Below are 22,689 nucleotides of genomic sequence, written 5' to 3' on the forward strand. Positions count from 1 at the left end.
GACGCACCACCGCGGAGTCGCCAGCAAAACGCTGGGTAAAACGATGCGGCGCGCTCGAGGCGCGCCGCTGGGTCAATCTCAAGCAATCTTGCCGTGGCACTGCTTGTACTTCTTGCCGCTGCCGCAGGGGCACGGATCGTTACGGCCCACCTTCGGCACGTTGTCTGCAAACGGCTCGGCCGTTGCACGCGCTCCGCTGTGGCTCATCGCGTCGCCGATCATGGCGGCGGTCGCCACTTCAGCCGCTACAGGCGCGGCGGCTTCCACAACTTCGGCATGTCGGAACTCGACATTCTCGAGGTGGCTACCCTGCTCTTCGAAATCCTCGGCAGCCTGTTCCAGTTGTTCCCGCGATTCGATCTGCACGTTCATCACCGTGCGCGTGACGCTGAGCTTCACATCGTCCAGCATCGCAGCAAACAATTCGAACGCTTCGCGCTTGTATTCCTGCTTCGGATTCTTCTGCGCGTAACCACGCAGATGGATACCCTGGCGCAGGTGGTCGAGCGCGGCGAGGTGTTCGCGCCAGTTCCGATCCAGCGTCTGCAGCAAGATGGAGCGTTCGAAGTTGCTGAAGGACTCGCGGCCAACCAGCGTCACCTTCGATTCGTACGCTTCGTCCGCCGCGGCGATCACGGCTTCGAGAATCTCGTCCACATTGATCGAGGACGATTCGTTGATCATTTCCTGAATGGCGAGATCGAGCTGCCACTCTTTGCGCAGCACTTCTTCGAGCTCGGGCACGTCCCACTGTTCTTCGATACTGCCTGCCGGCACGAACTGATGGACGATGTCGGTGATCACGCCATGGCGCATGGCGCCGATGGTTTCCGTGATGTCATTCGCCTCGAGCAATTCATTGCGCTGCTGGTAGATCACCTTGCGCTGATCGTTCGACACGTCATCGTATTCGAGCAACTGCTTACGAATATCGAAGTTGCGTGCCTCGACCTTGCGCTGCGCCGATTCGATCGAACGCGTGACGATGCCCGCTTCGATCGCTTCGCCTTCCGGCATCTTCAGGCGATCCATGATGGCACGCACGCGGTCGCCGGCGAAAATGCGCAGCAGCGGATCTTCCAGCGACAGATAGAAGCGCGACGAACCCGGGTCACCCTGACGGCCGGCACGGCCGCGCAACTGGTTGTCGATCCGGCGCGATTCGTGACGTTCGGTGCCGATGATGTGCAGACCGCCCGCGGCCTTCACCTGATCGTGCAGTGCCTGCCACTCGTCGTGCAGCTTCTGGATACGGCGTTCCTTCTCGTCCGACGGGATAGCCGGGTCGGCTTCGATAAATGCAGCCTGCTTCTCGGCGTTGCCGCCCAGCACGATGTCGGTACCGCGGCCGGCCATGTTGGTGGCGATGGTCACGCGCTTCGGACGGCCCGCTTCCGCGACGATCTCGGCTTCCCGCGCGTGCTGCTTGGCGTTCAGCACTTCGTGCGGCAAACCGGTCTGCTTGAGCAGATGCGACAGCAGTTCGGAGTTTTCGATCGACGTAGTGCCGACCAGCACCGGCTGGCCACGCTCGTAGCAATCGCGGATGTCGCGAATGACGGCGTCGTAGCGTTCCTTGGCCGTCTTGTAGATCTGATCCTGCTTGTCGACCCGCCGGGACGGCCGGTTCGTCGGGATCACGACCGTTTCCAGCCCGTAGATCTCGTTGAATTCGTACGCTTCCGTGTCCGCCGTGCCGGTCATGCCCGACAACTTCGCGTACATCCGGAAGTAGTTCTGGAACGTGATCGATGCGAGCGTCTGGTTTTCGCTCTGGATCTTGACGTGTTCTTTCGCCTCGACGGCCTGGTGCAGGCCATCCGACCAGCGGCGACCCGACATCAGACGGCCGGTGAACTCGTCGACGATCACGACTTCGCCGTTCTGCACCACGTAATGCTGATCTTTGTAGAACAGCGTGTGCGCACGCAAGGCGGCGTACACGTGGTGCATCAGCGTGATGTTCTGCGGCGCGTAGAGGCTTTCGCCTTCGCCGATCAGGCCCCACTCGGAGAGCAGGCGCTCGGCCTTTTCGTGGCCCGATTCGGTCAGGAACACCTGACGGCCTTTCTCGTCCAGCGTGTAGTCGCCCGGCTTTTCGACGCCGGTACCATCCGCCTTTTCCTCGCCGATCTGACGCTCGAGCAGCGGCGGCAGCGCATTCATGCGCACATACAGCTCGGTGTGGTCTTCAGCCTGACCGGAGATGATCAGCGGCGTACGCGCTTCGTCGATCAGGATCGAGTCCACTTCGTCGACGACCGCAAAATTCAACGACCGCTGCACCCGCGCATCGGTCTCGTAGACCATGTTGTCGCGCAGGTAGTCGAAGCCGAATTCATTGTTCGTGCCGTAGGTGATATCCGCGCCGTAGGCCTGCTGCTTCATGCCATGGTCCATCTGCGACAGGTTGATGCCGACTGACAGACCGAGGAAGTTATACAGACGCGCCATCCATTCGGCGTCGCGTTGCGCGAGGTAATCGTTCACCGTCACGACGTGGACGCCGCGCCCGGTCAGCGCATTCAGGTAGACCGGCAGCGTAGCGACGAGCGTCTTGCCTTCGCCGGTGCGCATTTCGCCGATCTTGCCGTAATGCAACACCATTCCGCCGATCAGCTGGACGTCGAAGTGGCGCATTTTCAGGACGCGCTTGCTCGCCTCCCGGCACACCGCGAAGGCCTCCGGCAGCAGTTTGTCGAGCGACTCGCCGCTGGCGATGCGCTGGCGGAATTCACCCGTTTTGGCGCGCAGTTCGTCATCCGTCAATTGCTCGATCTGCGGTTCGAGCGCATTGATCGCCGCGACGGTCTTTTGATATTGCTTGACTAGCCGCTGATTGCGGCTGCCAAAAATCTTTTGTAGAAAACCGGTGGTCATCGGATCGGTGTCTGCGTCGCGGCTTCGGCTGGTTCACGGCATGCGGTTTGATCGCACGCCAGTCCGGGGTCGGAAGTGCCTCGGCGGCTTAGTCCAAGAGTGAATTCGAATCGGGCATTTTAGCACGCGCCCCAGAGCGCGCCTGTGTCACAGGCGCGACGTAGGGATAGCGTGTAAAGCTCCGGCCAGAGCCTCGATGAGCGCGGCCCGGAGCACATCCCGCGCGGTACAATCCCGGCGTGAGCGCACATTGTGTGCAACCACGCCCTACTATCCTACATGAGCCGCTCCCCGTCGTTTTCAAGGCCGCCGCCCAGGCAGTTCAACACGCGCCGCCCGCAACCGGTCTCCGAAGTGCTCAAGCGCACGGATGCGTTTGCCGCCCTGCGCGCCGGTGTGGAGCAGATCGCCTCGCTCGAGAAGGATCTACGCGAATTGTTGCCGGATTATTTGGGTTCGAGCGTTGAACCGGGTTTTATCAAGGATGGCGTACTGGCACTTTTTGCCGCGCATAACGCGCTAGCGGCGCGTTTGCGGCATCTTGAGCCACGGCTGTTGTCCGATCTGCAGCAGCGCGGCTGGTCGGTCAATTCCCTGAGAATCCGCGTGCGTCCGCAGGCGGTAAAAGAGCCGCCGCCCGTCAAACAGGCGCGCATGACCCCGGCAGGCGCCGATGCCTTGCACGCGCTGAGCGAGTCGCTCGCGCCATCGCCGTTGCAGGCCGCGCTTGCGAGGATGGCGGCCCGGCATCTACGGAATCGCGAGAGCAAAAAATAAGCGGCCCAAGGGGCCGCTTATTTTTTCTACCTGAGAGCCAAACCCGACCGCACTGCATCACGCAGCGGGTCGCTAGCGGAAGGAATCAGGCAAATGCCGTCTGCGTATCGAACGCAAAGCCACGCGGAGCCTTTTGCGTATCTTCAAACGTGACGATTTCGTATGCGTCTTCGTGCTTCAGCAGTTCGCGCAGCAGCGCGTTGTTCAGGCCGTGGCCCGACTTGTACGCCGTGTACGAGGCGAGCAACGGATGGCCGACCACATACAGGTCGCCAATCGCGTCGAGCATCTTGTGCTTCACGAACTCGTCGTCGTAGCGCAAGCCGTCGTTGTTGAGGATGCGGTATTCGTCCAGTGCGATGGCGTTGTCCATGCTGGCGCCGCGGGCAAGGCCCAGTTCGCGCAGCATTTCCACTTCATGCGCGTAACCGAAGGTACGGGCCCGTGCGATGTCACGCACGTACGACGTATGCGCAAAGTCCACTTCCAGCGCCTGGCCGGTCTTGTCGACCGCCGGGTGACGAAAATCGATGGTGAATTTGAGCTTGAAGCCGAAAAACGGGTCCAGACGGGCAAACTTGTCGCCGTCAATGATTTCGACCGGCTTCGTGACCTTGATGAATTTCTTCGCGGCGTTCTGCTCCTCGACACCCACCGACTGAATCAGAAACACGAACGTGGCGGCGCTGCCGTCCATGATCGGAATTTCTTCGGCGGTGACGTCAACGTACAGATTGTCGATACCGAGGCCCGCGCAGGCCGACATCAAATGTTCGATGGTCGAGACGCGCACGCCGTCCTTCTGGAGTACAGACGCCAGACGTGTGTCGCCGATCGACGTCGTGGCCGCCGGAATCTCAACGGGAGTCGGCAAGTCCACACGCGTGAACACGATGCCGGTGTCAGGAGCGGCCGGGCGGAGCGTCAATTCGACCTTACGGCCGGAGTGAACGCCGATGCCGACAGTCTTGACAATCGATTTGATAGTGCGCTGCTTCAACATGGTGATCTTCTGTTCGATTGAAAATCCCAATCGGGACTTTTTATTCCATAGCGCGAAGTATACTCCATTACCCTGGGAAACGTGATTTCCGAGGAGGTATCAATCTGTTTCTCTACATTACCCAGAGGGTAAAGCGTGACGGGCCGATGTCCCGGAACGGAGGCGTTTCCGGTCATCAGCCCGCGTTACGGCTTGTCACATGAATGCCTTCTGGCCGTTGCCCCGGCACAACGTAACGCCGGGAAAAGGCCGTTCGGCGCCCTGTACTAGCTCAACGTGGCGAGGATACTGCCCGCATCGCTGACTTCGAACTTGCCGGGTGCCTCGACGTTCAGCGTCTTGACCACGCCGTCGTCGACCACCATCGCGTAGCGCTGGGAACGAATCCCCATGCCGCGCGCCGACAGGTCCTGCTCCAGACCGAGCGCCCGCGTGAAAGCCGCACTACCGTCCGCCATCATGCGCACCTTGCCCGAGGTGTGCTGATCGCGTCCCCACGCGCCCATGACGAACGCGTCGTTGACGGACACGCACCAGATTTCATCGATGCCAGCAGCGCGCAACTGCTCGGCATGCTCGACATAACCCGGTACATGCTTGGCCGAACAGGTCGGCGTGAACGCGCCCGGTAATCCAAAGATCACCACGCGCTTACCCGCCGTCTGCTCGCGCACGTCGAAGCTGTTCGGTCCGATCGTGCAGCCCGCACGCTCCTCTTCGATTAACTCAAAGACGGTTGCGCCGGGTAGCTTTTCACCCACCTTAATCATGGCTCAGTCCTTCACGTCAATGCGGAGCATGCCCGCACGTCGTCGTGTCGCAGTGAATCGTGCAGTCGCGCACCTGCCCCAACTTTTGCGCTACCTGCCGGCCGCATCTGCCAGCGACAGCCGCCCCATCCGCTTCGCGAATCCGAAGGGGGCACCTGTCCTTGCCGCGTTTTCGGAGAAACCGCGGCCTGCTTTGCCGTCCACTCGCCACGCTCGTGCACTCCCTGCTCGCACGCAATTCACGTGCCGCAGCGAAAGCCTGCTCGTATGCGTCAGTCCGCCTGCTTGCGCAGGAATGCCGGGATATCGTACGTGTCGACGCCCTTTTCCTGCAGCGCCTGCACGTGCGATGCCGCCGTGTCACGCGAAGTGCGCCACACTGCCGGCGTATCCAGCGCGCCGTAGTCTGCCGTGCTTGCGTAGTGTTGCGGAGCGTGCCCGTGCTGCATTGCACCAACCGGCTGGTTGTCCGTACCGGTACGCAGCAGCGTCATCGGAGCCGATTGCTGCTTCTTCGCAGCACGGCCCAGACCCGTTGCCACCACCGTCACGCGCAGCGCGTCGCCCATTGCATCATCGTATACCGCGCCGAAAATCACCGTTGCGTCTTCCGCCGCGTAGCTCTTGATGGTGTTCATCACTTCGCGGGTTTCCGACAGACGCAGCGAACGGCTCGACGTGATGTTGACCAGCACGCCACGTGCGCCCGACAGGTCCACGCCTTCCAGCAGCGGGCTGGCAACAGCCTGCTCGGCAGCCAGACGCGCGCGATCGACGCCGGCAACCGTCGCCGTGCCCATCATCGCCTTGCCCTGCTCGCCCATTACCGTCTTCACGTCTTCGAAGTCGACGTTCACCAGGCCGTCGACGTTGATGATTTCAGCGATACCGGCAACTGCGTTGTTCAGAACGTCGTCCGCGCACTGGAAGCACTTGTCCATCTCGGCGTCATCGCCCATCACCTCGAACAGCTTGTCGTTCAGAACGACGATCAGCGAGTCGACGTGATCCTCCAGTTGCTGCGATCCAGCTTCTGCTACACGCATGCGCTTGCCGCCTTCGAATTCGAACGGCTTGCTGACCACGCCAACAGTCAAGATACCCATTTCCTTGGCGATCTGCGCCACGACCGGAGCTGCCCCCGTGCCCGTGCCGCCACCCATGCCTGCGGTGATGAACACCATGTGTGCGCCACGCAGTGCGTCTGCGATACGCTCACGTGCTTCTTCTGCTGCGGCGCGGCCCATTTCCGGCTTGGCGCCAGCGCCGAGACCGGTGTTGCCGAGCTGGATCACCGACGACGCGCGCGAACGCGACAGAGCCTGCGCGTCCGTGTTCATCACGATGAAGTCGACGCCTTGCACGCCTTTGTTGATCATGTGCTGAACGGCATTGCCGCCAGCGCCACCGACTCCGATCACCTTGATGATGGTGCCGTTGGTTTCGGTTTCCAGCATCTGGAATTCCATGTTGCCTCCGTCAAGATAAAAAATTGCAGCCACTCGGCCGTTATTCGGCAGGAGATCGGGCAACCTCCTGTCGCGCGCCGGCCGCCGGCACCAGCGCGTATTGCGAAATCTGTGCGTACTGCGAATGCTTTAAAAATTACCCAGGAACCAGTCCTTCATGCGCGTGAACACCTGGCCCATCGAGCCGGATTGCACCGCCACCTTGCGGCCGCGCATCCGTTGCGAACGTCCTTCCACCAGCAGGCCCATCGCAGTCGAGTAGCGCGGGTTGCGCACTACATCCGCGAGACCGCCTGCGTATTCGGGCACGCCGATGCGCACCGGCTTCAGGAAGATGTCCTCACCCAGTTCGACCATGCCAATCATCATCGACGCGCCGCCGGTCAGCACCACGCCGGAGCTCAGCAGTTCCTCGTAACCCGACTCGCGCACCACCTGCTGCACGAGTGAAAACAGTTCTTCGACACGCGGCTCGATCACCGCCGCCAGCGCCTGGCGCGACAGCGTGCGCGGACCGCGCTCGCCCAGACCCGGCACTTCGATCATCTCGTCCGGATCGGCCAGAGCCTGCTTGGCGATGCCGTAATCCACCTTGATGTCTTCCGCATCCGGCGTCGGCGTGCGCAGCGCCATCGCGATATCGCTCGTGATCTGGTCACCGGCGATTGGAATCACCGCGGTGTGGCGGATCGCGCCTTCGCTGAAAATCGCGATATCCGTCGTGCCGCCACCGATATCCACCAGCACCACGCCCAGTTCCTTCTCGTCTTCGGTCAGCACCGCCAGCGACGACGCCAGCGGCTGCAAGATCAGATCGTTCACTTCGAGGCCACAACGGCGCACGCACTTGACGATGTTCTGCGCCGCGCTCACCGCGCCCGTCACGATATGCACTTTCACTTCGAGGCGAATGCCGCTCATCCCAATCGGTTCGCGCACATCTTCCTGACCGTCGATGATAAATTCCTGGGTCAGGATGTGCAGCACCTGCTGATCGGTCGGGATGTTGATCGCCTTGGCTGTCTCGATCACGCGGGCCACATCGGCCTGCGTCACTTCTTTTTCCTTGATCGCCACCATGCCGCTCGAATTGAAGCTGCGGATATGGCTGCCGGCGATCCCCGTGAATACATTGGTGATCTTGCAGTCGGCCATCAGCTCCGCTTCTTCGAGCGCACGCTGAATAGACTGCACGGTGGCCTCGATGTTCACCACCACACCCTTTTTGAGCCCCTTCGATTCGCTCTGGCCGAGGCCGATCACCTCGTAGTGACCTTCGCCTTTCAGCTCGGCGACGATGGCCACGACCTTCGACGTCCCGATGTCGAGGGCGACCAGCAGATCTTTATAGTCTTTACTCATAGCGTGCTCATTGCGTGTGATGTCCTGTTACTTCTTGCCCTTGTCGGGTTCGGTGATAAAGCGCATCCCTGCTGCGCGAATCGCGAAACCGTTCGGATAGCGCAAGTCCGCATACTCGATATCCTTCCCCCAACGTTGCGTCACTGCTGCCCACGCCGCTGTCAGGCGCTTGCTGCGATCGAGCAGCGTCTGCTGATTGCGCTCGCGCCCCAACTCGATCTGCGTACCGTTCGACAACTTGACCGTCCAGGCGTAACGCGGTGACAGCGTGACCTCTTCCGGCGTCGCACCCAGCGGGGCAAACCACTTCTTGAAGTCGCGATATCGCGCGACCACTTCTTGCGCCGTGCCATCGGGACCGTCGAAGGCGGGCAAATCCTCTTCGAGCTCGCCCTGGTTCGCGGTGAACAGTTCGCCGTCCACGCTCACCAGCTGATCGCTGCCCCACGTTGCTAGCGGTTTGTACTCTTCCAGCGTGACAGCCAGTGCGTTCGGCCAGACGCGCCGCACACTCGCATGGCGCACCCACGGCATCTGCTCGAAAGCCTGGCGCGCCGCGTCCAGATCGACCGTGAAAAAATTGCCCTTTAAGCGGCCCACTACGCCTGCACGCACCGTCGGCGAATTGATGTGCTCGGTGTCGCCGTCGATCTGGATTTCGCGCAGCGCAAAGCTCGGCCGCTGCACCAGCCACACTCCGCCGGCCGCCAGCAGCACGAGCACCAGCAACGCATGCAACGCGTTGGCGGCGAAATTGAGCTGGCGAACGTTGTTCCACATAGCGTCGGCGTCAGTCCTTCAGCGTGAGCGACAACACGCTCACGACCAGATCTTTGTAGCTGATGCCAACCGCACGCGCCGCTTTCGGCGGCAGCGAGTGATCGGTCATGCCTGGGGCCGTGTTCACCTCCAGGAAATACGGATTGCCCTGTGCGTCCAGCATGAAATCGGCACGGCCCCAATCGGTGCAGCCGAGCACGTCGAACGCGCGGCGCGCCAGCGCTTTCAGGCGTGCTTCCTCGGCCGGCGCCACGCCGCACGGAATCAGATACTGCGTGTCGTTGGCGACGTACTTCGCGTGATAGTCGTAGAACTCGCCCGCCGGCACGATGCGGATCACCGGCAGATCGAGATCGCCCGCGATACACGCCGTGTATTCGCCGCCGCCTTCGATGCTCTTTTCCACCACCACGATCTTGTCGAACTTCGCGGCTTCTTCGAGCGCGGCCGGCAATGCGTCTGCGCTCTTGACCTTGATCACCGCGACGCTCGAGCCTTCGCTCGCCGGCTTCACGAAGAGCGGCAAACCAAGCTTCGCGACGATGTCCGTTGCACGCGCTGCGTAGTCGTCGCCGCGCAGCACCGCTTCGAACGGCGGCGTCGGCACGCCCAGTTGCTGCCAGACGAGCTTGGTGCGGAATTTGTCCAGACCAAGCGCCGAACCCAGTACGCCGCTGCCCGTATAGCGAATGCCGTAGAAGTCCAGCGCGCCCTGGATCTGGCCGTTCTCGCCGTAGCCACCGTGCAGCGCGTTGAACGCGCGCACAAAACCTTCGTCTTTCAACGCCGCTAGCGGACGCTCGGCGGGATCGAACGGATGAGCGTCGATACCGGCCTCACGCAGCCCCTGCACCACGAGGCGGCCCGAGTTGAGCGACACTTCGCGCTCGGCGGATTCACCGCCGAGCAGGACTGCCACCTTGCCGAACTGTTTAGGATCGAAACTGCTCATTTCACACCTTCGTTTTGCGCGAGACGACCCGGCACACCGCCAATCGAACCCGCGCCCATCGTGATCACCACATCGCCGTCGCGCACGAGCGTCGTGAGCGCGTCCGGCACTTCTTCCACTGTTTCGACAAACACCGGCTCGGTCTTGCCCGCCACGCGAATCGCACGAGCCAGCGCGCGGCCATCTGCGGCGACGATCGGCGCTTCGCCTGCCGAATAGACTTCGGTCAACACCAACGCATCGACGGTGGACAGCACTTTCACAAAATCTTCGAAGCAATCGCGCGTACGCGTGAAGCGGTGCGGCTGGAACGCGAGCACCAGACGACGACCGGGGAACGCACCACGTGCCGCGGCGATCGTCGCGGCCATTTCGACCGGGTGATGGCCGTAATCGTCGACCAGCGTGTAGGTGCCGCCGGGTTGATCAGCCGTCGTAACCGGCACTTCGCCGTAGCGCTGGAAGCGTCGGCCTACGCCGTTAAAATCTGCGAGTGCTCGCTGGATATCGGCATCTTTCACTTCAAGTTCAGTCGCAATTGCAATTGCGGCCAATGCGTTCTGCACATTGTGCGTACCGGGCAGGTTCAACACGATGTCGATCGGCGCCGCATCTTCACGCAGCGCCGTGAAATGCATGCGGCCGTCGTGAGCCTCGACGTTCACCGCGCGCACCTGTGCCTCGGCCGCGAGACCATAACGGATAATCGGCTTCGACACGAACGGCAGGATCTCCTTCACATTCGGATCGTCGACGCACAGCACCGCGATGCCGTAGAACGGCAGCCGATGCGTGAACTCGATAAACGCCTGCTTGAGCCGCGCAAAATCGTGGCCGTAGGTGTCCATGTGATCGGCGTCGATGTTCGTGATGACTTCGATCACGGGGAACAGATTCAGGAACGACGCATCCGATTCGTCCGCTTCGGCCACGATGAAGTCGCCGGTGCCAAGGCGCGCATTCGCGCCAGCACTGATCAGCCGGCCGCCGATCACGAAGGTCGGATCGAGGCCGCCCGCCGCGAGCACGCTCGCCACCAGCGAAGTGGTGGTGGTCTTGCCGTGCGTGCCGGCGATGGCAATACCCTGCTTCAGGCGCATCAGCTCCGCGAGCATCACTGCGCGCGGCACGATCGGAATATGCCGATGACGCGCGGCGAGCACTTCCGGGTTGTCGCTGCGCACCGCAGTCGAAACGACCACGGCATTGGCGCCTTCGATGTTCCCGGCGTCGTGACCAATCGCAATACGCGCGCCGAGCGCGGCGAGCCGGTCGGTCACCGCGTTCTTCGCGAGGTCCGAGCCGCTTACCTGATAGCCGAGATTCACCAGCACCTCGGCGATGCCGCTCATCCCTGCACCGCCGATGCCGACGAAGTGAATATGTTTGACGATGTGTTTCATTGTTGCCTTCCTTCTGTGCTCGGGCTCTGGCTCGGGACTACGCCTGCCACGGTCGCGCAAATCTGTGCGACCTGTTCGGTGGCATCGGGTTTCGCGAGCGAGCGCGAACGCTCTGCCATCTGCGCGAGCGTCTCGCGAGTCTGGCTACGCAACCAGGCGACGAGACCCTCCGCCGTCAGATCGCGTTGCTGCACTACCAGCGCCGCGCCGTGATCGGCGAGGAACGCTGCATTGGTTGTCTGGTGATCGTCGACTGCGAACGGGAACGGCACGAAAAACGCCGCCACGCCCACTGCCGCAATCTCGGCCACGGTCATCGCACCCGAGCGGCAGATCACCAGATCCGCTTTCGCGTAAGCGCTCGTCATGTCGTCGATGAACGGCACGAGTTGCACGTCCGCCTCTTCACCTTCCACGGATAGCAAACCGGCTTGCGCGTAATTCGCTTTCAGCGCGTCGATATGCTTCGCGCCAGCCTGATGCACCACGCGCGGACGCTCCTCGGGCTTGAGCATCGCCAGCGCACGCGGCACGACTTCATTAAGCGCCGCGGCCCCAAGACTGCCGCCGACAACCAGCAGATTCAGCGGACCGCTGCGTTGTGCGTAGCGTGCTTTGGGTGTCAATGTGCGCGCAAGTTCCTCACGAATCGGATTACCGGTCCATTCAGCGTGCGGAAGCGCGTTCGGGAACGCCACGAGCACGCGTTTCGCGACCTTTGCCAGCACCTTGTTCGCGAGACCGGCGATCGAATTCTGTTCGTGCAGCACAAGCGGACGGCCGCTCAGCGCCGTCATCAAACCGGCCGGGAACGTGATGTAACCGCCCATGCCGAGCACGACGTCCGGCTTCACGCGACGCAGCACGCTCAGGCTTTGGGCGCAGGCGCGAAGCAGATTGACTGGCAGCATCAGCTTGGTAATCAGGCCCTTGCCACGTAGACCGCCAAAGCGCACATATTCCATCGGGATGCCATGCTTGGGCACGAGCGTCGCTTCCATGCCGGCAGGGTTGCCGAGCCACACGACTTTCCAGCCCCACGCCTGCATCAGGTGAGCAACCGCGAGCCCCGGGAACACGTGTCCCCCGGTGCCGCCGGCCATCACCATCAGCGTGCGCTGTTGCATGGAGGTCATACTTTCCCTCCACGCATCAGCACCCGGTTTTCGTAATCCACACGCATCAGCAGACCAATCGCAATACAGTTCAGCAAGATGCCCGAGCCGCCGTAGCTGACGAGCGGCAACGTAAGACCCTTGGTCGGCAGAAGCCCCAGGTTCACACCCATATTGATGAAGGTCTGCGCACCGAACCACAGGCCGATGCCCTTCGCGACCAGCCCCGCAAACGTGCGATCGAGCGCGAGCGCCTGACGGCCGATCTCGAACGAGCGGCGCACGATCCAGTAGAACATCAGGATCACCACCAGCACGCCCACGAAACCGAGTTCCTCGCCGATCACAGCGAGGATGAAGTCGGTATGCGCCTCCGGCAGGTAATTGAGCTTCTCGACGCTGCCGCCGAGGCCCACGCCGAACCACTCGCCGCGTCCGAAGGCGATCAGCGAGTGCGTCAATTGATATGCCTTGCCCTGTGCGTAACGGTCGTCCCATGGATCGAGATACGCAAAAATCCGCTCGCGGCGCCACGGCGATGCCCACACCAACAAACTAAATGTGCCAACCGCAGTGGCAACCAGCCCACCGAACAGCTTGCCGTTCACGCCACCCAGGAACAGCACGCCCATCGCGATCGCCGCGATCACCATGAACGCGCCCATGTCAGGCTCGAGCAGCAGGAGTGCCCCCACCACGCCTACGGCGAAGGCCATCGGCAGGAAGCCCTTGGCGAAGCTGTGCATGTATTCCTGCTTGCGCACCGTGTAGTTCGCCGCGTAGATCGTCACGGCAAGCTTCATGATTTCCGATGGCTGCATGTTCGTGATGCCGAGCGGAATCCAGCGGCGCGCGCCGTTCACGCCCTTGCCGACGTGCGGAATCAGCACGATGACGAGACTGGCCAGCGCGAGCAGGAAGATCTTCGGCGCGTACTTGTCCCACGTCGAAACCGGAACCCGGAACGCGACCACGCCGATCACCGAGCCCAGCACCACGAAGACTATCTGGCGCACGAGGAACGCCCAGTCGCGATACGACGCGTATTTGGGCGAGTCCGGCATCGCAATCGAAGCCGAGTACACCATCACGATGCCCAAGCCGAGCAGCGCGATCACCACCCACAGCAGCGAGTGGTCGTAATCGAGCATGCGCGAGCGCAGCGGACGCACACCGTTGACAGCGCTCGCGAGGCCGCTCGCCGTGCGTGCTGCGCTGGCATCGCCAACTGAGCCGCGCTGTTTGGAAAGGCGCGAACCGAAGCGTTCCGACCAGCTCATATCATCGTCCCCCGTTCGGCAGCGATGTCTTCAACCGTGCTGCGAAACACAGCGGCACGATGCGCGTAATCCTTGAACATGTCGAAGCTTGCACAGGCCGGCGACAGCAGCACGGCGTCTCCCGGTTGCGCGAGCGCTGCCGCGGCGCGGGTGGCATCTTCGAGCGTGGGCTGATCGGTCAGCGCAATGCCGGTATCGGCCAACGCGGCGCGAATCAGCGGTGCATCACGGCCAATCAGCATTACCGCACGGCACCAGCGCATCACCGGCGCGGCGAGCGGATCGAATTCCTGGCCCTTGCCATCGCCGCCGGCGATCAGCACGGCGCGCTGTGCGAGGCCATCGAGCGCGGCAACCGTTGCGCCGACATTGGTGCCCTTGCTGTCGTCCACGTAGTCGATGCCCTCGATCGACGCGATCAGTTCCACCCGATGCGGCTCGCCGCGGTATTCGCGCAAACCGTGCAGCAACGGTGCGCCCGGCAGATCGATGGCGCGTGCGAGCGCGAATGCGGCGAGTGCATTGGCGGCGTTGTGCAGACCGCGGATCCGCAACGCGTCAGCCGGCATCAGACGCTTGAGGGCGATGCTCGGCGGCGCGGCAGTTTCGTTCTTGCGACGACGGGTCGGCGCAGGTTCGTCGGTGGCGTCGCGGTCGAGCGCTTCGACGAGCCAGACGATACCGTTGTCGCGCAGCAGACCGTAGTCGCCAGGGCGCGTCGGCTCAGTCACGCCAAAGCTGATCGCGGGCGCCGCGCCGTCAGCCGCGGGCGCAAGCGCCATCACGCGGGCGTCGTCGCGGTTCAGCACGCGCACGGTCTGCGGCCCGAAGATCTTGCCCTTCGCCGCAGCATAGGCATCGAGGCCGCCGTGCCAGTCGAGGTGGTCCTGCGTGATGTTGAGAATGACCGCCGTATCCGGCGCGAACGTGTGCGCCGTTTCCAGCTGGAAGCTCGACAGTTCGAGCACCCAGATGTCGGGTAGCGCGGTGTTGTCGATTGCTTCGGTGAGCTTGTCGAGCACGGCCGGGCTGATGTTGCCCGCCACCGCGACTTTCTTGCCGGCGCGTTCGCACAACAGGCCGGTCAGACTCGTTGTCGTGGTCTTGCCGTTGGTGCCGGTGATCGCGATCACCTTCGGCGCGTAGCCGCTCTCACCAAGCGTCTTCAGCGCCTGCGCGAAGAATTCGAGTTCGCCCCAGACCGGGATGTCTTTTTCGCGCGCTGCGGTAATCAGCGGCAGCAAATCCGCGGCGAGCGGCGAGAGACCGGGGCTGATCGCCACCAGGTCGACGCCTTCGAGCAGCACCTGCGAAAACGGTCCACCGACAAAGTCGGCGTCGACGCCATGCGCTTCCAGGGCAGACAGATTCGGCGGTACTTCACGCGTGTCGGCCACGCGCAACCGACACCCGTGCCGCGCGCACCAGCGCGCCATGGCGAGACCCGATTCACCGAGTCCCAGCACGAGCACCATCGGCTTTTGCCGATCCCGAAACTTCTCGCCAAACATCGCTTTCCCTTTTACTTCGACAACGGCTTAACGCAACTTGAGCGTGGACAGACCGAACAGACACAGCATCAACGTGATGATCCAGAAACGCACGACAACTTGCGTCTCTTTCCAGCCGGACAATTCAAAATGGTGATGCAGCGGCGCCATCTTGAAGAGACGCCGGCCTTCGCCATAGCGGCGCTTGGTGAACTTGAACCAGGTGACCTGCAGCATTACGGAAAGCGTCTCCGCCACGAAAATGCCGCCCATGATGAAGAGCACGATTTCCTGGCGGACGATCACCGCAACCGTGCCGAGTGCGCCGCCCAACGCGAGCGCGCCGACGTCGCCCATGAACATCTGCGCGGGGTGCGTGTTGAACCAGAGGAACGCGAGGCCGGCCCCACCCATCGCGGAACAGAAAATCAGCAACTCACCGGCGCCGGCGATATGCGGAAACAGCAGGTATTTCGAATAGATCGAGCTGCCCATCACGTATGCGAACACGCCGAGCGACGCGCCCACGAGCACCACGGGCATGATCACCAGACCATCGAGGCCGTCGGTCAGATTCACCGCGTTGCTTGCGCCGACGATCACCAGATACGTCAGCACGATAAAGCCCCACACGCCAAGCGGATAGCTGATCGACTTGAAGAACGGCAGCATCAGGTCGGCGTGCGGCGGCAGGCCAATTGAAAAGCCACTTCGCACCCACGCCATGAAGAGATCGTAGACGCGCACGTTGCTCGCCTCGGACACGCTGAAGGCGAGATATACGGCGGCGAACAGACCGATCACCGATTGCCAGAAATACTTCTCGCGCGAGGACATGCCGCGCGGGTCCTTGTAGACCACCTTGCGGTAATCGTCGACCCAGCCGATCACACCGAAGCCGAACGTCACCAGGATCACGATCCAGATAAAGCGGTTGGTCAGATCGGCCCACAGCAGTGTCGAGACCGCGATGCCGAGCAGAATCAACACGCCGCCCATGGTCGGCGTGCCGGATTTGATGAGGTGAGTCTGCGGACCGTCCTTGCGAACGGCCTGCCCCACCTTCATGGCGGTCAGCTTGCGGATCACCGCCGGGCCGCAGACGAGTCCGATCAGCAGCGCGGTGATAGTCGCCGCCACCGCACGGAAAGTCAGATAACTGATCACGCGCAAGAAGCTTGCGTCATTCTGCAGCCATTGCGCCAGCGCCAGTAACATGCTTCGGTCCTTCTATTTCAGTGTGCATCGGGCGCTGCGCCCGGTGCGATGGGTTGTGGACTCGTTACGGCGTCCACCACGCGCTCCATTTTCATGAAGCGCGAGCCTTTCACGAGAAGCGTTGCCGAGGCGTCGAACCCAGCCTGCAGCAGTTGTGCAACCAGCGTGGCGACATCGTCGACGTGATGCGCATCCGCGCCGTAGGCAGAGCAGGCATCGCGCGAGGCGTCACCGAATGCGTACAGCGCGTCGATGCCGCGCTCTTTGGCGTAGGCACCGATTTCGCGATGAAACGCGGGGCCGTGGTCGCCGACTTCACCCATGTCGCCCATCACCAGCACGCGCGGCGAGGGACGCGAGGCGAGCACGTCGATTGCGGCGCGCATCGAATCGGGGTTGGCGTTGTAGGTGTCGTCGATCACCGTTGCGCCGACGAGCGCTCCAAGCGCCGCACGCTTGACCTGCAGACGGCCCTTCACCGCGCCGAACGATTCGAGCCCGCGCTTGATGGCATCGAGCGAGACGCCCGAGGCGAGCGCGGCCGAGGTAGCGGCCAGTGCGTTGTGCGCGTTGTGATCGCCAAGCACTTGCAACGTGACGTCGAGGTGGCCTTCCGGTGTTTCGATGCTCAGCTGGTTACCGGCGAAGCTGCCTTTCACGGCGGCTTCGGTTGTGCGACCGTCGTTATTGAGCGCGAAGTCGATGATGCGGTTGCCGGTAGCGGCGACGCGCCAGATGCCTGCGTAGGCATCGTCCGCCGGAAACACCGCGATGCCATCCGGGGTCAACGAATGGATCACGCTCGCATGTTCGAGCGCGACCGCTTCGACGGTCGCCATGAACTCCTGGTGCTCGCGTTGCGCGTTGTTCACAACCGCAACCGTCGGCTCCGCGATCTTGCCGAGCAAGGCGGTTTCGCCCGGGTGATTCATCCCGAGTTCGACGACCGCCAGTCGATGCGCCGAGGTGAGACGAAACAACGTCAGCGGCAAACCGATGTCGTTGTTGAAGTTGCCTGCCGTAGCAAGACGCGCTTCGGCACCGACCGCCGCCGCGAAAATCGACGCGATCATTTCCTTGACCGTCGTCTTGCCGTTGCTGCCCGTCACAGCCACGAGCGGCATCGTGAAACGACAGCGCCAGCCGTGGGCGAGTGCGCCGAGCGCGGTGCGGGTATCGGCCACCTTCAGGGACGGGACTTGCCAATCCGCAGGGGTGCGCGTCAGCAGCGCCGCCGAGACATTGCGAGCCGCCACGTCGGGCAGGAAGTCGTGTGCGTCGAAACGGTCGCCCTTGAGCGCGACGAACAGATCGCCAGGACCCGCGGTGCGGCTATCCGTTGACACGTGCTCGAACGTGACGCCGTCGTCACCCACGACGGTTGCCGACGGAATCAGTGCTGCTGCTTCGCGCAGGGAGAACATCGCGCCACCTCGCTGGGTCATTCGCCACCTCCACGAGCTTGCGTTGCCCGCGCGGCCAATGCCAGCCGGGCATGATCCTGATCGGAGAAAGCGCGTTTCTTGCCCATGATTTCCTGTGTTGCTTCGTGACCTTTACCGGCCAGCACGATCACGTCTTCGCGCGCCGCGCCGCGGATAGCCTGCAGGATGGCGCTCGCGCGATCTTCGATACGGCGCGCTTTCGACGGGTCTTTCATACCCGCGGCAATCTGGTCGAGAATCTTTTGCGGGTCTTCGCTGCGCGGGTTGTCGCTCGTCATGACCACGCCGTCCGCCAGCCGCTCCGCGATCGCGCCCATCAACGGACGCTTGGTCGCATCGCGATCACCGCCGCAACCGAACATGCAGATCAGTTCGCCGCCGCGCGCCGCCGCCATCGGGCGTAGCGCTTCGAGCGTCTTTTCCAGTGCGTCCGGGGTGTGGGCGTAGTCGATTACGACGAGTGGTTCGTCGTTCTGCAGGCGGCCGCCGAGCCGTTGCATGCGGCCATTGACCGGTTCCAGCTTCGCCAGTTCGGCAAGCGCGACGTCGAACGGCACATCAGCCGCGAGCAACGCACCGAGCACGCCCAGCAGATTGCTGACGTTGAAGGCGCCGAGCGTCTGGACTTCGACTTCTGCGTCACCCCAATCCGAGGTGGTCAGATAAAACGCGGTGCCGGTCGCGGTGGCGCGCACGTCGGCCGCATGCAGCCATGCGTCGGCCTGCGGCGCTGCGGCGTCCGGTGCCTCACTGCGCGTGCCGAGACCGTAAGCGATGGTTCGCGCGTGGCCTTGCGTGCTGGCAAGCAGGCGCCGTCCGGCTTCGTCGTCGTGATTGATCACGGCACAGCGCAGCCCCGGCCACGCAAACAGACGCGCCTTGGCGGCTTCGTAGGCAGCGAAGGTGCCGTGATAATCGAGGTGATCCTGCGTGAGATTGGTGAACACGGCAATCTCGAACGCGGTGCCGTTCACCCGTCCCTGATGCAAGGCGTGTGACGACACTTCCATGGCCACCGCCCGCGCGCCCGCATCGCGCAACTGAGCGAGGTTGCGTTGCAATTGCGGCGCGTCCGGCGTCGTAAAGCCTGTATGGACAAGGTGGCCGGGCATACCGCTGCCGAGCGTGCCGATGATGGCGCAAGGCGTGCCGAGCGCGCTCAGCGCCGCCGCGATCCACTGGCTGCACGAGGTCTTGCCGTTGGTGCCCGTGACGCCGACCACGCGCATCGCATCGCTCGGGTCGCCGTACCAGCCGCTCGCAATCGATCCTGCCAGCTCGTTCAGCGCGGGTACCGCGCGCGCCAATGCCGGATCCGGCGAACCCGTGAAGTTCTCCGGTTGAAACAGCACGGCAGCCGCGCCGCGCTCAATCGCGCTTTCAATGAATGGGCGATTGTCAGCGCCGTCGACGGCATAGGCGAGGAATACATCGCCCGCGGAAAGCGAGCGCGTATCTGCGTGCACATGGGCACCTGGCTGCACGCGAGCGTGCAGCCAGGTGAGGGCGTCGGCGATCTGCCGGTGCGCTGGATGCTTCGAACGTAGCGCACTCATCGGACTACTCCCGGATGGCTTTTCGCATTGGCCGCGATGGTCATTTTCTTGGCGCCGCCACTGGTGGACAGCTTTTTCGCCGCAGGCGGCGGCAGCGTCGGCGCGGCGGGGGCGACCGGCGCCGAGTCGTCCGATACCACCATCTGCTTGACCGGCATGTCCGGCGGAATATTGAGCGAGCGCAGGGTGTCGCCGGCGATCGCCGAGAACACCGGGCCCGACACCTGGCCGCCGAAGTGGCTGCCGGCGGTCGGTTCATCCACCGAGACAGCGACCACGATGCGCGGATTCGGCATCGGCGCCATGCCGACGAACGAGGCGCGGTACTTCGATTTGTCGTAGCCGTGTGCGCCGTGCTTGTACGCCGTGCCGCTCTTGCCGCCTACGCGATAGCCCGGCACGGCCGCATCCGGCGAGGTGCCGCCCGGCGCAACCACGGTTTCGAGCATCGCCCGCACTTCACGCGCGGTGACCGGCGAGAAAATCTGCGGACCGTTGACCGGTTGATCGCCCGGGTTACGGAAAATCGTCACCGGCAGAATTTCACCATCGTGAGCAATCGCGGTGTAGGCGCGCGCCAGCTGGAACAACGAAGCCGACAGGCCGTAGCCGTACGACATCGTCGCCTGTTCGATACGACGCCAGCTCTTCCACGGACGCAGATGGCCCGCGGTCGCGCCGGGGAAACCGATCTTCGGCGCCTGGCCAAGACCGATGCTCGTATACATATTCCACATCTCTTCGGGCTTGAGCGTCATGGCGATCTTCGTCGCGCCGATGTTGCTCGATTTCTGAATCACGCCGCCGACCGTCAGCACGCCGAACGCGCTGTCGTCGGTGATCGTCGCGCCATCGAGATTGAAGTGGCCCGGCCCCGTGTCTACCAGTGTAGTCGGCGCCACGCGATGCAGATCGAGCGCGAGCGAGATCGTGAACGGCTTCATGATCGAGCCCGGTTCGAACTCGTCCGTCAGCACGCGATTACGCAGCTGATCGCCGGTCAGATGAGTGCGGTCGTTCGGGTTGAAGGTCGGATAATTGACGAGCGCCAGCACTTCGCCGGTGCGCACGTCGATTACCATCGCCGCGCCGGCCTTGGCCTTGAATTTGTCGACTGCGGCCTTCAGGTTCGTATAGGCGATGTACTGGATCTTGCTGTCGATCGCCAGATCCACGTCCTGGCCGTTGTGCGGCACGACCTGTTCGTCGACGTCTTCAATGACGTGCCCCATCCGGTCCTTGATGACGCGGCGGATGCCCGGCATGCCCTCGAGCAGCTTCTGGTCGCCGAGCTCGACGCCCTCCTGGCCTTCGTCCTCGACATTGGTGAAGCCGATCAGATGGGCGGCAATCTCGCCTTCCGGATAGAAACGCTTGTATTCGTCGCGCTGATAAACACCGGGAATGTCGAGCGCAGTCACCTGCTCGGCGATGTCGACCGGCACCTGACGTTTCACGTAGACGAAGTTCTTGTCCTCGGACAGCTTGGCGCGCAGTTCGGTATTCGACATCCCCAGCAGCTTGCCGAGCGCAGTCAGCTTGTCGGCGCCGAGATCGTCGGGAACGGCTTCGGGAATAGCCCAGATGGCGCGCACCGGCAAGCTCGTGGCGAGCACAAGGCCGTTGCGGTCGAGAATCTTGCCGCGCGTAGCAGGCAGCTCGAGCGTGCGCTGATAGCGGCTTTCGCCCTGCTTCTGATAAAACGCGTTGCCCGGACCCTGAATCCAGAACGCGCGACCGGCCAGCGCGACGAACGCCATGAACAGCATGAACACCACGAGCTTCGAGCGCCACATGGGCAAACGCACGGACAGGATCGGGTTCGACGCGAACGCCACACTCTTGCGGGTTGAACTCTTTTTCATCGCGCGCTCCCCTGACGGGTGACGTGCGGGGCCGACGCCGTGGCCGGCGCGGGCGCCGACGTCGGTACCGGCGCATCTTCAGCCGTGGCGGCGCCCGGGGAGAGCGTCAGATATTGAGTGCGGCCAGTAGTGACGGCCGCCATCTTCAGCGAATCCGTCGCAATCTGCTCGATGCGCGAGGTTTTCGACAGTGCGCTCTGCTGGTATTGAAGCTGCGAATAATCCTGCTGCAACTGACGCTCCTGCGACTCCGCGCGCTGCAACTGGATAAAGATCTGACGCTGCTGATTCGTCGCGTTAACTACAGATAATGCACAGCCCATTACAACAATCAGCAGAAAGATATTGAGGCGGCTCATGGCGCGATACGCTCCGCCACACGCATCACGGCAGAACGGGCGCGCGGATTCGCGGCGACTTCAGCGTCGCTCGCGAATACGCGGCCGATGATTTTGAGCGGCGGGCTGGGCAGGTCGACGGCACGGATCGGCAGACGGCGATCCACCGCCGGAGCACTGGCGTGCGCCTGCATGAACCGTTTGACGATCCGGTCTTCGAGCGAATGAAAGCTGATCACCACCAGCCGCCCCCCTTGCTCCAGCAGCGCTAGCGCCGCTTCTAAAACGACTTGCAGCTCCGCAAGCTCTTGATTGATGTGAATCCGTATAGCCTGAAAGGTGCGGGTTGCCGGATCCTTGCCCTTCTCACGGGTTTTGACGACGTTAGCCACGATTTGGGCAAGCTCGCCCGTGCTGACGAGAGGCCCAAGACGGTCGGACTCTGCCCGGCGAGCAACAAGCGCCTTTGCAATCTGAAAAGCAAACCGTTCTTCCCCATAATCTCGTATTACCTCCGTCAATTCCTGCACCGTGGCCCGCGCCAGCCAGTCAGCAGCAGATTCGCCGCGCGTCGGGTCCATCCGCATGTCGAGTGGGCCGTCGGCGCGGAAACTGAAACCCCGCTCCGGATCGTCGACTTGCGGCGACGACACGCCCAGATCCAGCAACACCCCCGACACCCGCCCTACCCCACGCTCCGCAACCGCGTCGCGCAGTGAAGCAAAACTCTCGTGCACGATCTCGAAACGCGGATCGGCGATTTGCTGAGCCGTGGCGATGGCTAGCGGATCCTTGTCGAATGCGATCAACCGCCCCGACTCACCCAGCTTGCCCAACACCGCGCGGCTATGTCCGCCGCGACCGAACGTGCCGTCTACATAGACGCCGTCCGGGCGCTTGATCAACGCTTCGACCGCTTCTTCCAGCAGCACCGTGCGATGCTGCAACTCGTTTCCCATCGCAGGTGCCATATATGTGAGCCGCGA

Annotated in this window: 18 protein-coding genes; 1 reads left to right on the forward strand and 17 read right to left on the reverse strand. The window is 62.8% G+C overall.

Annotation, left to right across the window (positions count from 1 at the left end; all coding sequences use genetic code 11):
* Positions 1-78: 78 nt before the first annotated feature.
* Entirely contained in the window at positions 79-2,880 is a 2,802-nt protein-coding gene (secA, locus tag P3T17_RS36440) for a preprotein translocase subunit SecA (RefSeq protein WP_074262549.1), read from the reverse strand.
* Positions 2,881-3,159: 279 nt separating this feature from the next.
* Between secA and P3T17_RS36445 the strand changes: the two genes are divergently transcribed.
* Positions 3,160-3,657: a DciA family protein gene (locus P3T17_RS36445; RefSeq protein WP_074262550.1), complete on the forward strand. Its 498-nt coding sequence runs from the start codon at positions 3,160-3,162 to the stop codon at positions 3,655-3,657.
* Between the two features lie 85 nt (positions 3,658-3,742).
* Here the strand turns inward: P3T17_RS36445 and lpxC are convergent, their stop codons facing one another.
* The 16 genes from lpxC to rsmH form a co-directional block, all read right to left on the reverse strand.
* Complete coding sequence (lpxC, locus tag P3T17_RS36450) at positions 3,743-4,660, reverse strand: UDP-3-O-acyl-N-acetylglucosamine deacetylase (protein ID WP_074265844.1); 918 nt, start codon at positions 4,658-4,660, stop codon at positions 3,743-3,745.
* Positions 4,661-4,926: 266 nt separating this feature from the next.
* On the reverse strand, positions 4,927-5,430 hold the full coding sequence (locus P3T17_RS36455) for a peroxiredoxin (protein WP_429286651.1): 504 nt from the start codon (positions 5,428-5,430) through the stop codon (positions 4,927-4,929).
* A 272-nt stretch (positions 5,431-5,702) separates the two neighbouring features.
* Positions 5,703-6,899, reverse strand: a complete 1,197-nt coding sequence (gene ftsZ, locus P3T17_RS36460; protein ID WP_074262552.1) for a cell division protein FtsZ — start codon at positions 6,897-6,899, stop codon at positions 5,703-5,705.
* Between the two features lie 129 nt (positions 6,900-7,028).
* Entirely contained in the window at positions 7,029-8,261 is a 1,233-nt protein-coding gene (gene ftsA, locus P3T17_RS36465) for a cell division protein FtsA (protein ID WP_074262553.1), read from the reverse strand.
* Positions 8,262-8,288: 27 nt separating this feature from the next.
* Complete coding sequence (locus P3T17_RS36470) at positions 8,289-9,041, reverse strand: cell division protein FtsQ/DivIB (protein WP_074262554.1); 753 nt, start codon at positions 9,039-9,041, stop codon at positions 8,289-8,291.
* 10 nt (positions 9,042-9,051) lie between these two features.
* Entirely contained in the window at positions 9,052-9,993 is a 942-nt protein-coding gene (locus P3T17_RS36475; protein WP_429411776.1) for a D-alanine--D-alanine ligase, read from the reverse strand.
* A complete protein-coding gene (gene murC, locus P3T17_RS36480) occupies positions 9,990-11,396 on the reverse strand; it encodes a UDP-N-acetylmuramate--L-alanine ligase (protein ID WP_074262556.1) in 1,407 nt (468 codons plus the stop codon). Before murC ends, P3T17_RS36475 begins: the two co-directional genes overlap by 4 nt.
* Positions 11,393-12,532, reverse strand: a complete 1,140-nt coding sequence (murG, locus tag P3T17_RS36485; RefSeq protein WP_429411778.1) for an undecaprenyldiphospho-muramoylpentapeptide beta-N-acetylglucosaminyltransferase — start codon at positions 12,530-12,532, stop codon at positions 11,393-11,395. Before murG ends, murC begins: the two co-directional genes overlap by 4 nt.
* On the reverse strand, positions 12,529-13,791 hold the full coding sequence (ftsW, locus tag P3T17_RS36490) for a putative lipid II flippase FtsW (protein ID WP_074262558.1): 1,263 nt from the start codon (positions 13,789-13,791) through the stop codon (positions 12,529-12,531). The genes murG and ftsW overlap by 4 nt, the downstream gene beginning before the upstream one ends.
* Positions 13,788-15,302, reverse strand: a complete 1,515-nt coding sequence (murD, locus tag P3T17_RS36495) for a UDP-N-acetylmuramoyl-L-alanine--D-glutamate ligase (RefSeq protein WP_429411780.1) — start codon at positions 15,300-15,302, stop codon at positions 13,788-13,790. Before murD ends, ftsW begins: the two co-directional genes overlap by 4 nt.
* 27 nt (positions 15,303-15,329) lie before the next feature.
* Positions 15,330-16,499: a phospho-N-acetylmuramoyl-pentapeptide-transferase gene (gene mraY / locus P3T17_RS36500; protein ID WP_074262560.1), complete on the reverse strand. Its 1,170-nt coding sequence runs from the start codon at positions 16,497-16,499 to the stop codon at positions 15,330-15,332.
* A gap of 17 nt (positions 16,500-16,516) precedes the next feature.
* Positions 16,517-17,944 carry a UDP-N-acetylmuramoyl-tripeptide--D-alanyl-D-alanine ligase gene (locus tag P3T17_RS36505; protein ID WP_429411782.1) on the reverse strand — a complete coding sequence of 476 codons (1,428 nt, stop codon included), beginning with the start codon at positions 17,942-17,944 and terminating at the stop codon, positions 16,517-16,519.
* On the reverse strand, positions 17,941-19,500 hold the full coding sequence (locus P3T17_RS36510; protein ID WP_429411784.1) for a UDP-N-acetylmuramoyl-L-alanyl-D-glutamate--2,6-diaminopimelate ligase: 1,560 nt from the start codon (positions 19,498-19,500) through the stop codon (positions 17,941-17,943). The genes P3T17_RS36505 and P3T17_RS36510 overlap by 4 nt, the downstream gene beginning before the upstream one ends.
* On the reverse strand, positions 19,497-21,365 hold the full coding sequence (locus P3T17_RS36515) for a peptidoglycan D,D-transpeptidase FtsI family protein (RefSeq protein WP_074262563.1): 1,869 nt from the start codon (positions 21,363-21,365) through the stop codon (positions 19,497-19,499). The genes P3T17_RS36510 and P3T17_RS36515 overlap by 4 nt, the downstream gene beginning before the upstream one ends.
* Positions 21,362-21,724 (reverse strand): cell division protein FtsL, encoded by a 363-nt coding sequence (gene ftsL / locus P3T17_RS36520; protein WP_429286658.1) that lies wholly within the window; start codon positions 21,722-21,724, stop codon positions 21,362-21,364. The genes P3T17_RS36515 and ftsL overlap by 4 nt, the downstream gene beginning before the upstream one ends.
* Positions 21,721-22,674 (reverse strand): 16S rRNA (cytosine(1402)-N(4))-methyltransferase RsmH, encoded by a 954-nt coding sequence (gene rsmH, locus P3T17_RS36525; protein WP_074262565.1) that lies wholly within the window; start codon positions 22,672-22,674, stop codon positions 21,721-21,723. Before rsmH ends, ftsL begins: the two co-directional genes overlap by 4 nt.
* Positions 22,675-22,689 lie beyond the last annotated feature (15 nt).

Source organism: Paraburkholderia sp. GAS82, assembly GCF_050436285.1.
Classification (GTDB): Bacteria; Pseudomonadota; Gammaproteobacteria; order Burkholderiales; family Burkholderiaceae; genus Paraburkholderia; species Paraburkholderia phenazinium_B.

What these genes read in the sequence shown, in the direction of transcription:
- ftsW (WP_074262558.1), bottom strand. Translation starts at nt 13,791, where the DNA reads ATGAGCTGGTCGGAACGCTTCGGTTCGCGCCTTTCCAAACAGCGCGGC.
- murG (WP_429411778.1), bottom strand. Translation starts at nt 12,532, where the DNA reads ATGACCTCCATGCAACAGCGCACGCTGATGGTGATGGCCGGCGGCACC.
- P3T17_RS36445 (WP_074262550.1), top strand. Translation starts at nt 3,160, where the DNA reads ATGAGCCGCTCCCCGTCGTTTTCAAGGCCGCCGCCCAGGCAGTTCAAC.
- mraY (WP_074262560.1), bottom strand. Translation starts at nt 16,499, where the DNA reads ATGTTACTGGCGCTGGCGCAATGGCTGCAGAATGACGCAAGCTTCTTG.
- ftsZ (WP_074262552.1), bottom strand. Translation starts at nt 6,899, where the DNA reads ATGGAATTCCAGATGCTGGAAACCGAAACCAACGGCACCATCATCAAG.
- P3T17_RS36475 (WP_429411776.1), bottom strand. Translation starts at nt 9,993, where the DNA reads ATGAGCAGTTTCGATCCTAAACAGTTCGGCAAGGTGGCAGTCCTGCTC.
- P3T17_RS36455 (WP_429286651.1), bottom strand. Translation starts at nt 5,430, where the DNA reads ATGATTAAGGTGGGTGAAAAGCTACCCGGCGCAACCGTCTTTGAGTTA.
- P3T17_RS36515 (WP_074262563.1), bottom strand. Translation starts at nt 21,365, where the DNA reads ATGAAAAAGAGTTCAACCCGCAAGAGTGTGGCGTTCGCGTCGAACCCG.
- murC (WP_074262556.1), bottom strand. Translation starts at nt 11,396, where the DNA reads ATGAAACACATCGTCAAACATATTCACTTCGTCGGCATCGGCGGTGCA.
- ftsL (WP_429286658.1), bottom strand. Translation starts at nt 21,724, where the DNA reads ATGAGCCGCCTCAATATCTTTCTGCTGATTGTTGTAATGGGCTGTGCA.
- P3T17_RS36510 (WP_429411784.1), bottom strand. Translation starts at nt 19,500, where the DNA reads ATGAGTGCGCTACGTTCGAAGCATCCAGCGCACCGGCAGATCGCCGAC.
- secA (WP_074262549.1), bottom strand. Translation starts at nt 2,880, where the DNA reads ATGACCACCGGTTTTCTACAAAAGATTTTTGGCAGCCGCAATCAGCGG.
- P3T17_RS36505 (WP_429411782.1), bottom strand. Translation starts at nt 17,944, where the DNA reads ATGACCCAGCGAGGTGGCGCGATGTTCTCCCTGCGCGAAGCAGCAGCA.
- lpxC (WP_074265844.1), bottom strand. Translation starts at nt 4,660, where the DNA reads ATGTTGAAGCAGCGCACTATCAAATCGATTGTCAAGACTGTCGGCATC.
- P3T17_RS36470 (WP_074262554.1), bottom strand. Translation starts at nt 9,041, where the DNA reads ATGTGGAACAACGTTCGCCAGCTCAATTTCGCCGCCAACGCGTTGCAT.
- murD (WP_429411780.1), bottom strand. Translation starts at nt 15,302, where the DNA reads ATGTTTGGCGAGAAGTTTCGGGATCGGCAAAAGCCGATGGTGCTCGTG.
- rsmH (WP_074262565.1), bottom strand. Translation starts at nt 22,674, where the DNA reads ATGGCACCTGCGATGGGAAACGAGTTGCAGCATCGCACGGTGCTGCTG.
- ftsA (WP_074262553.1), bottom strand. Translation starts at nt 8,261, where the DNA reads ATGAGTAAAGACTATAAAGATCTGCTGGTCGCCCTCGACATCGGGACG.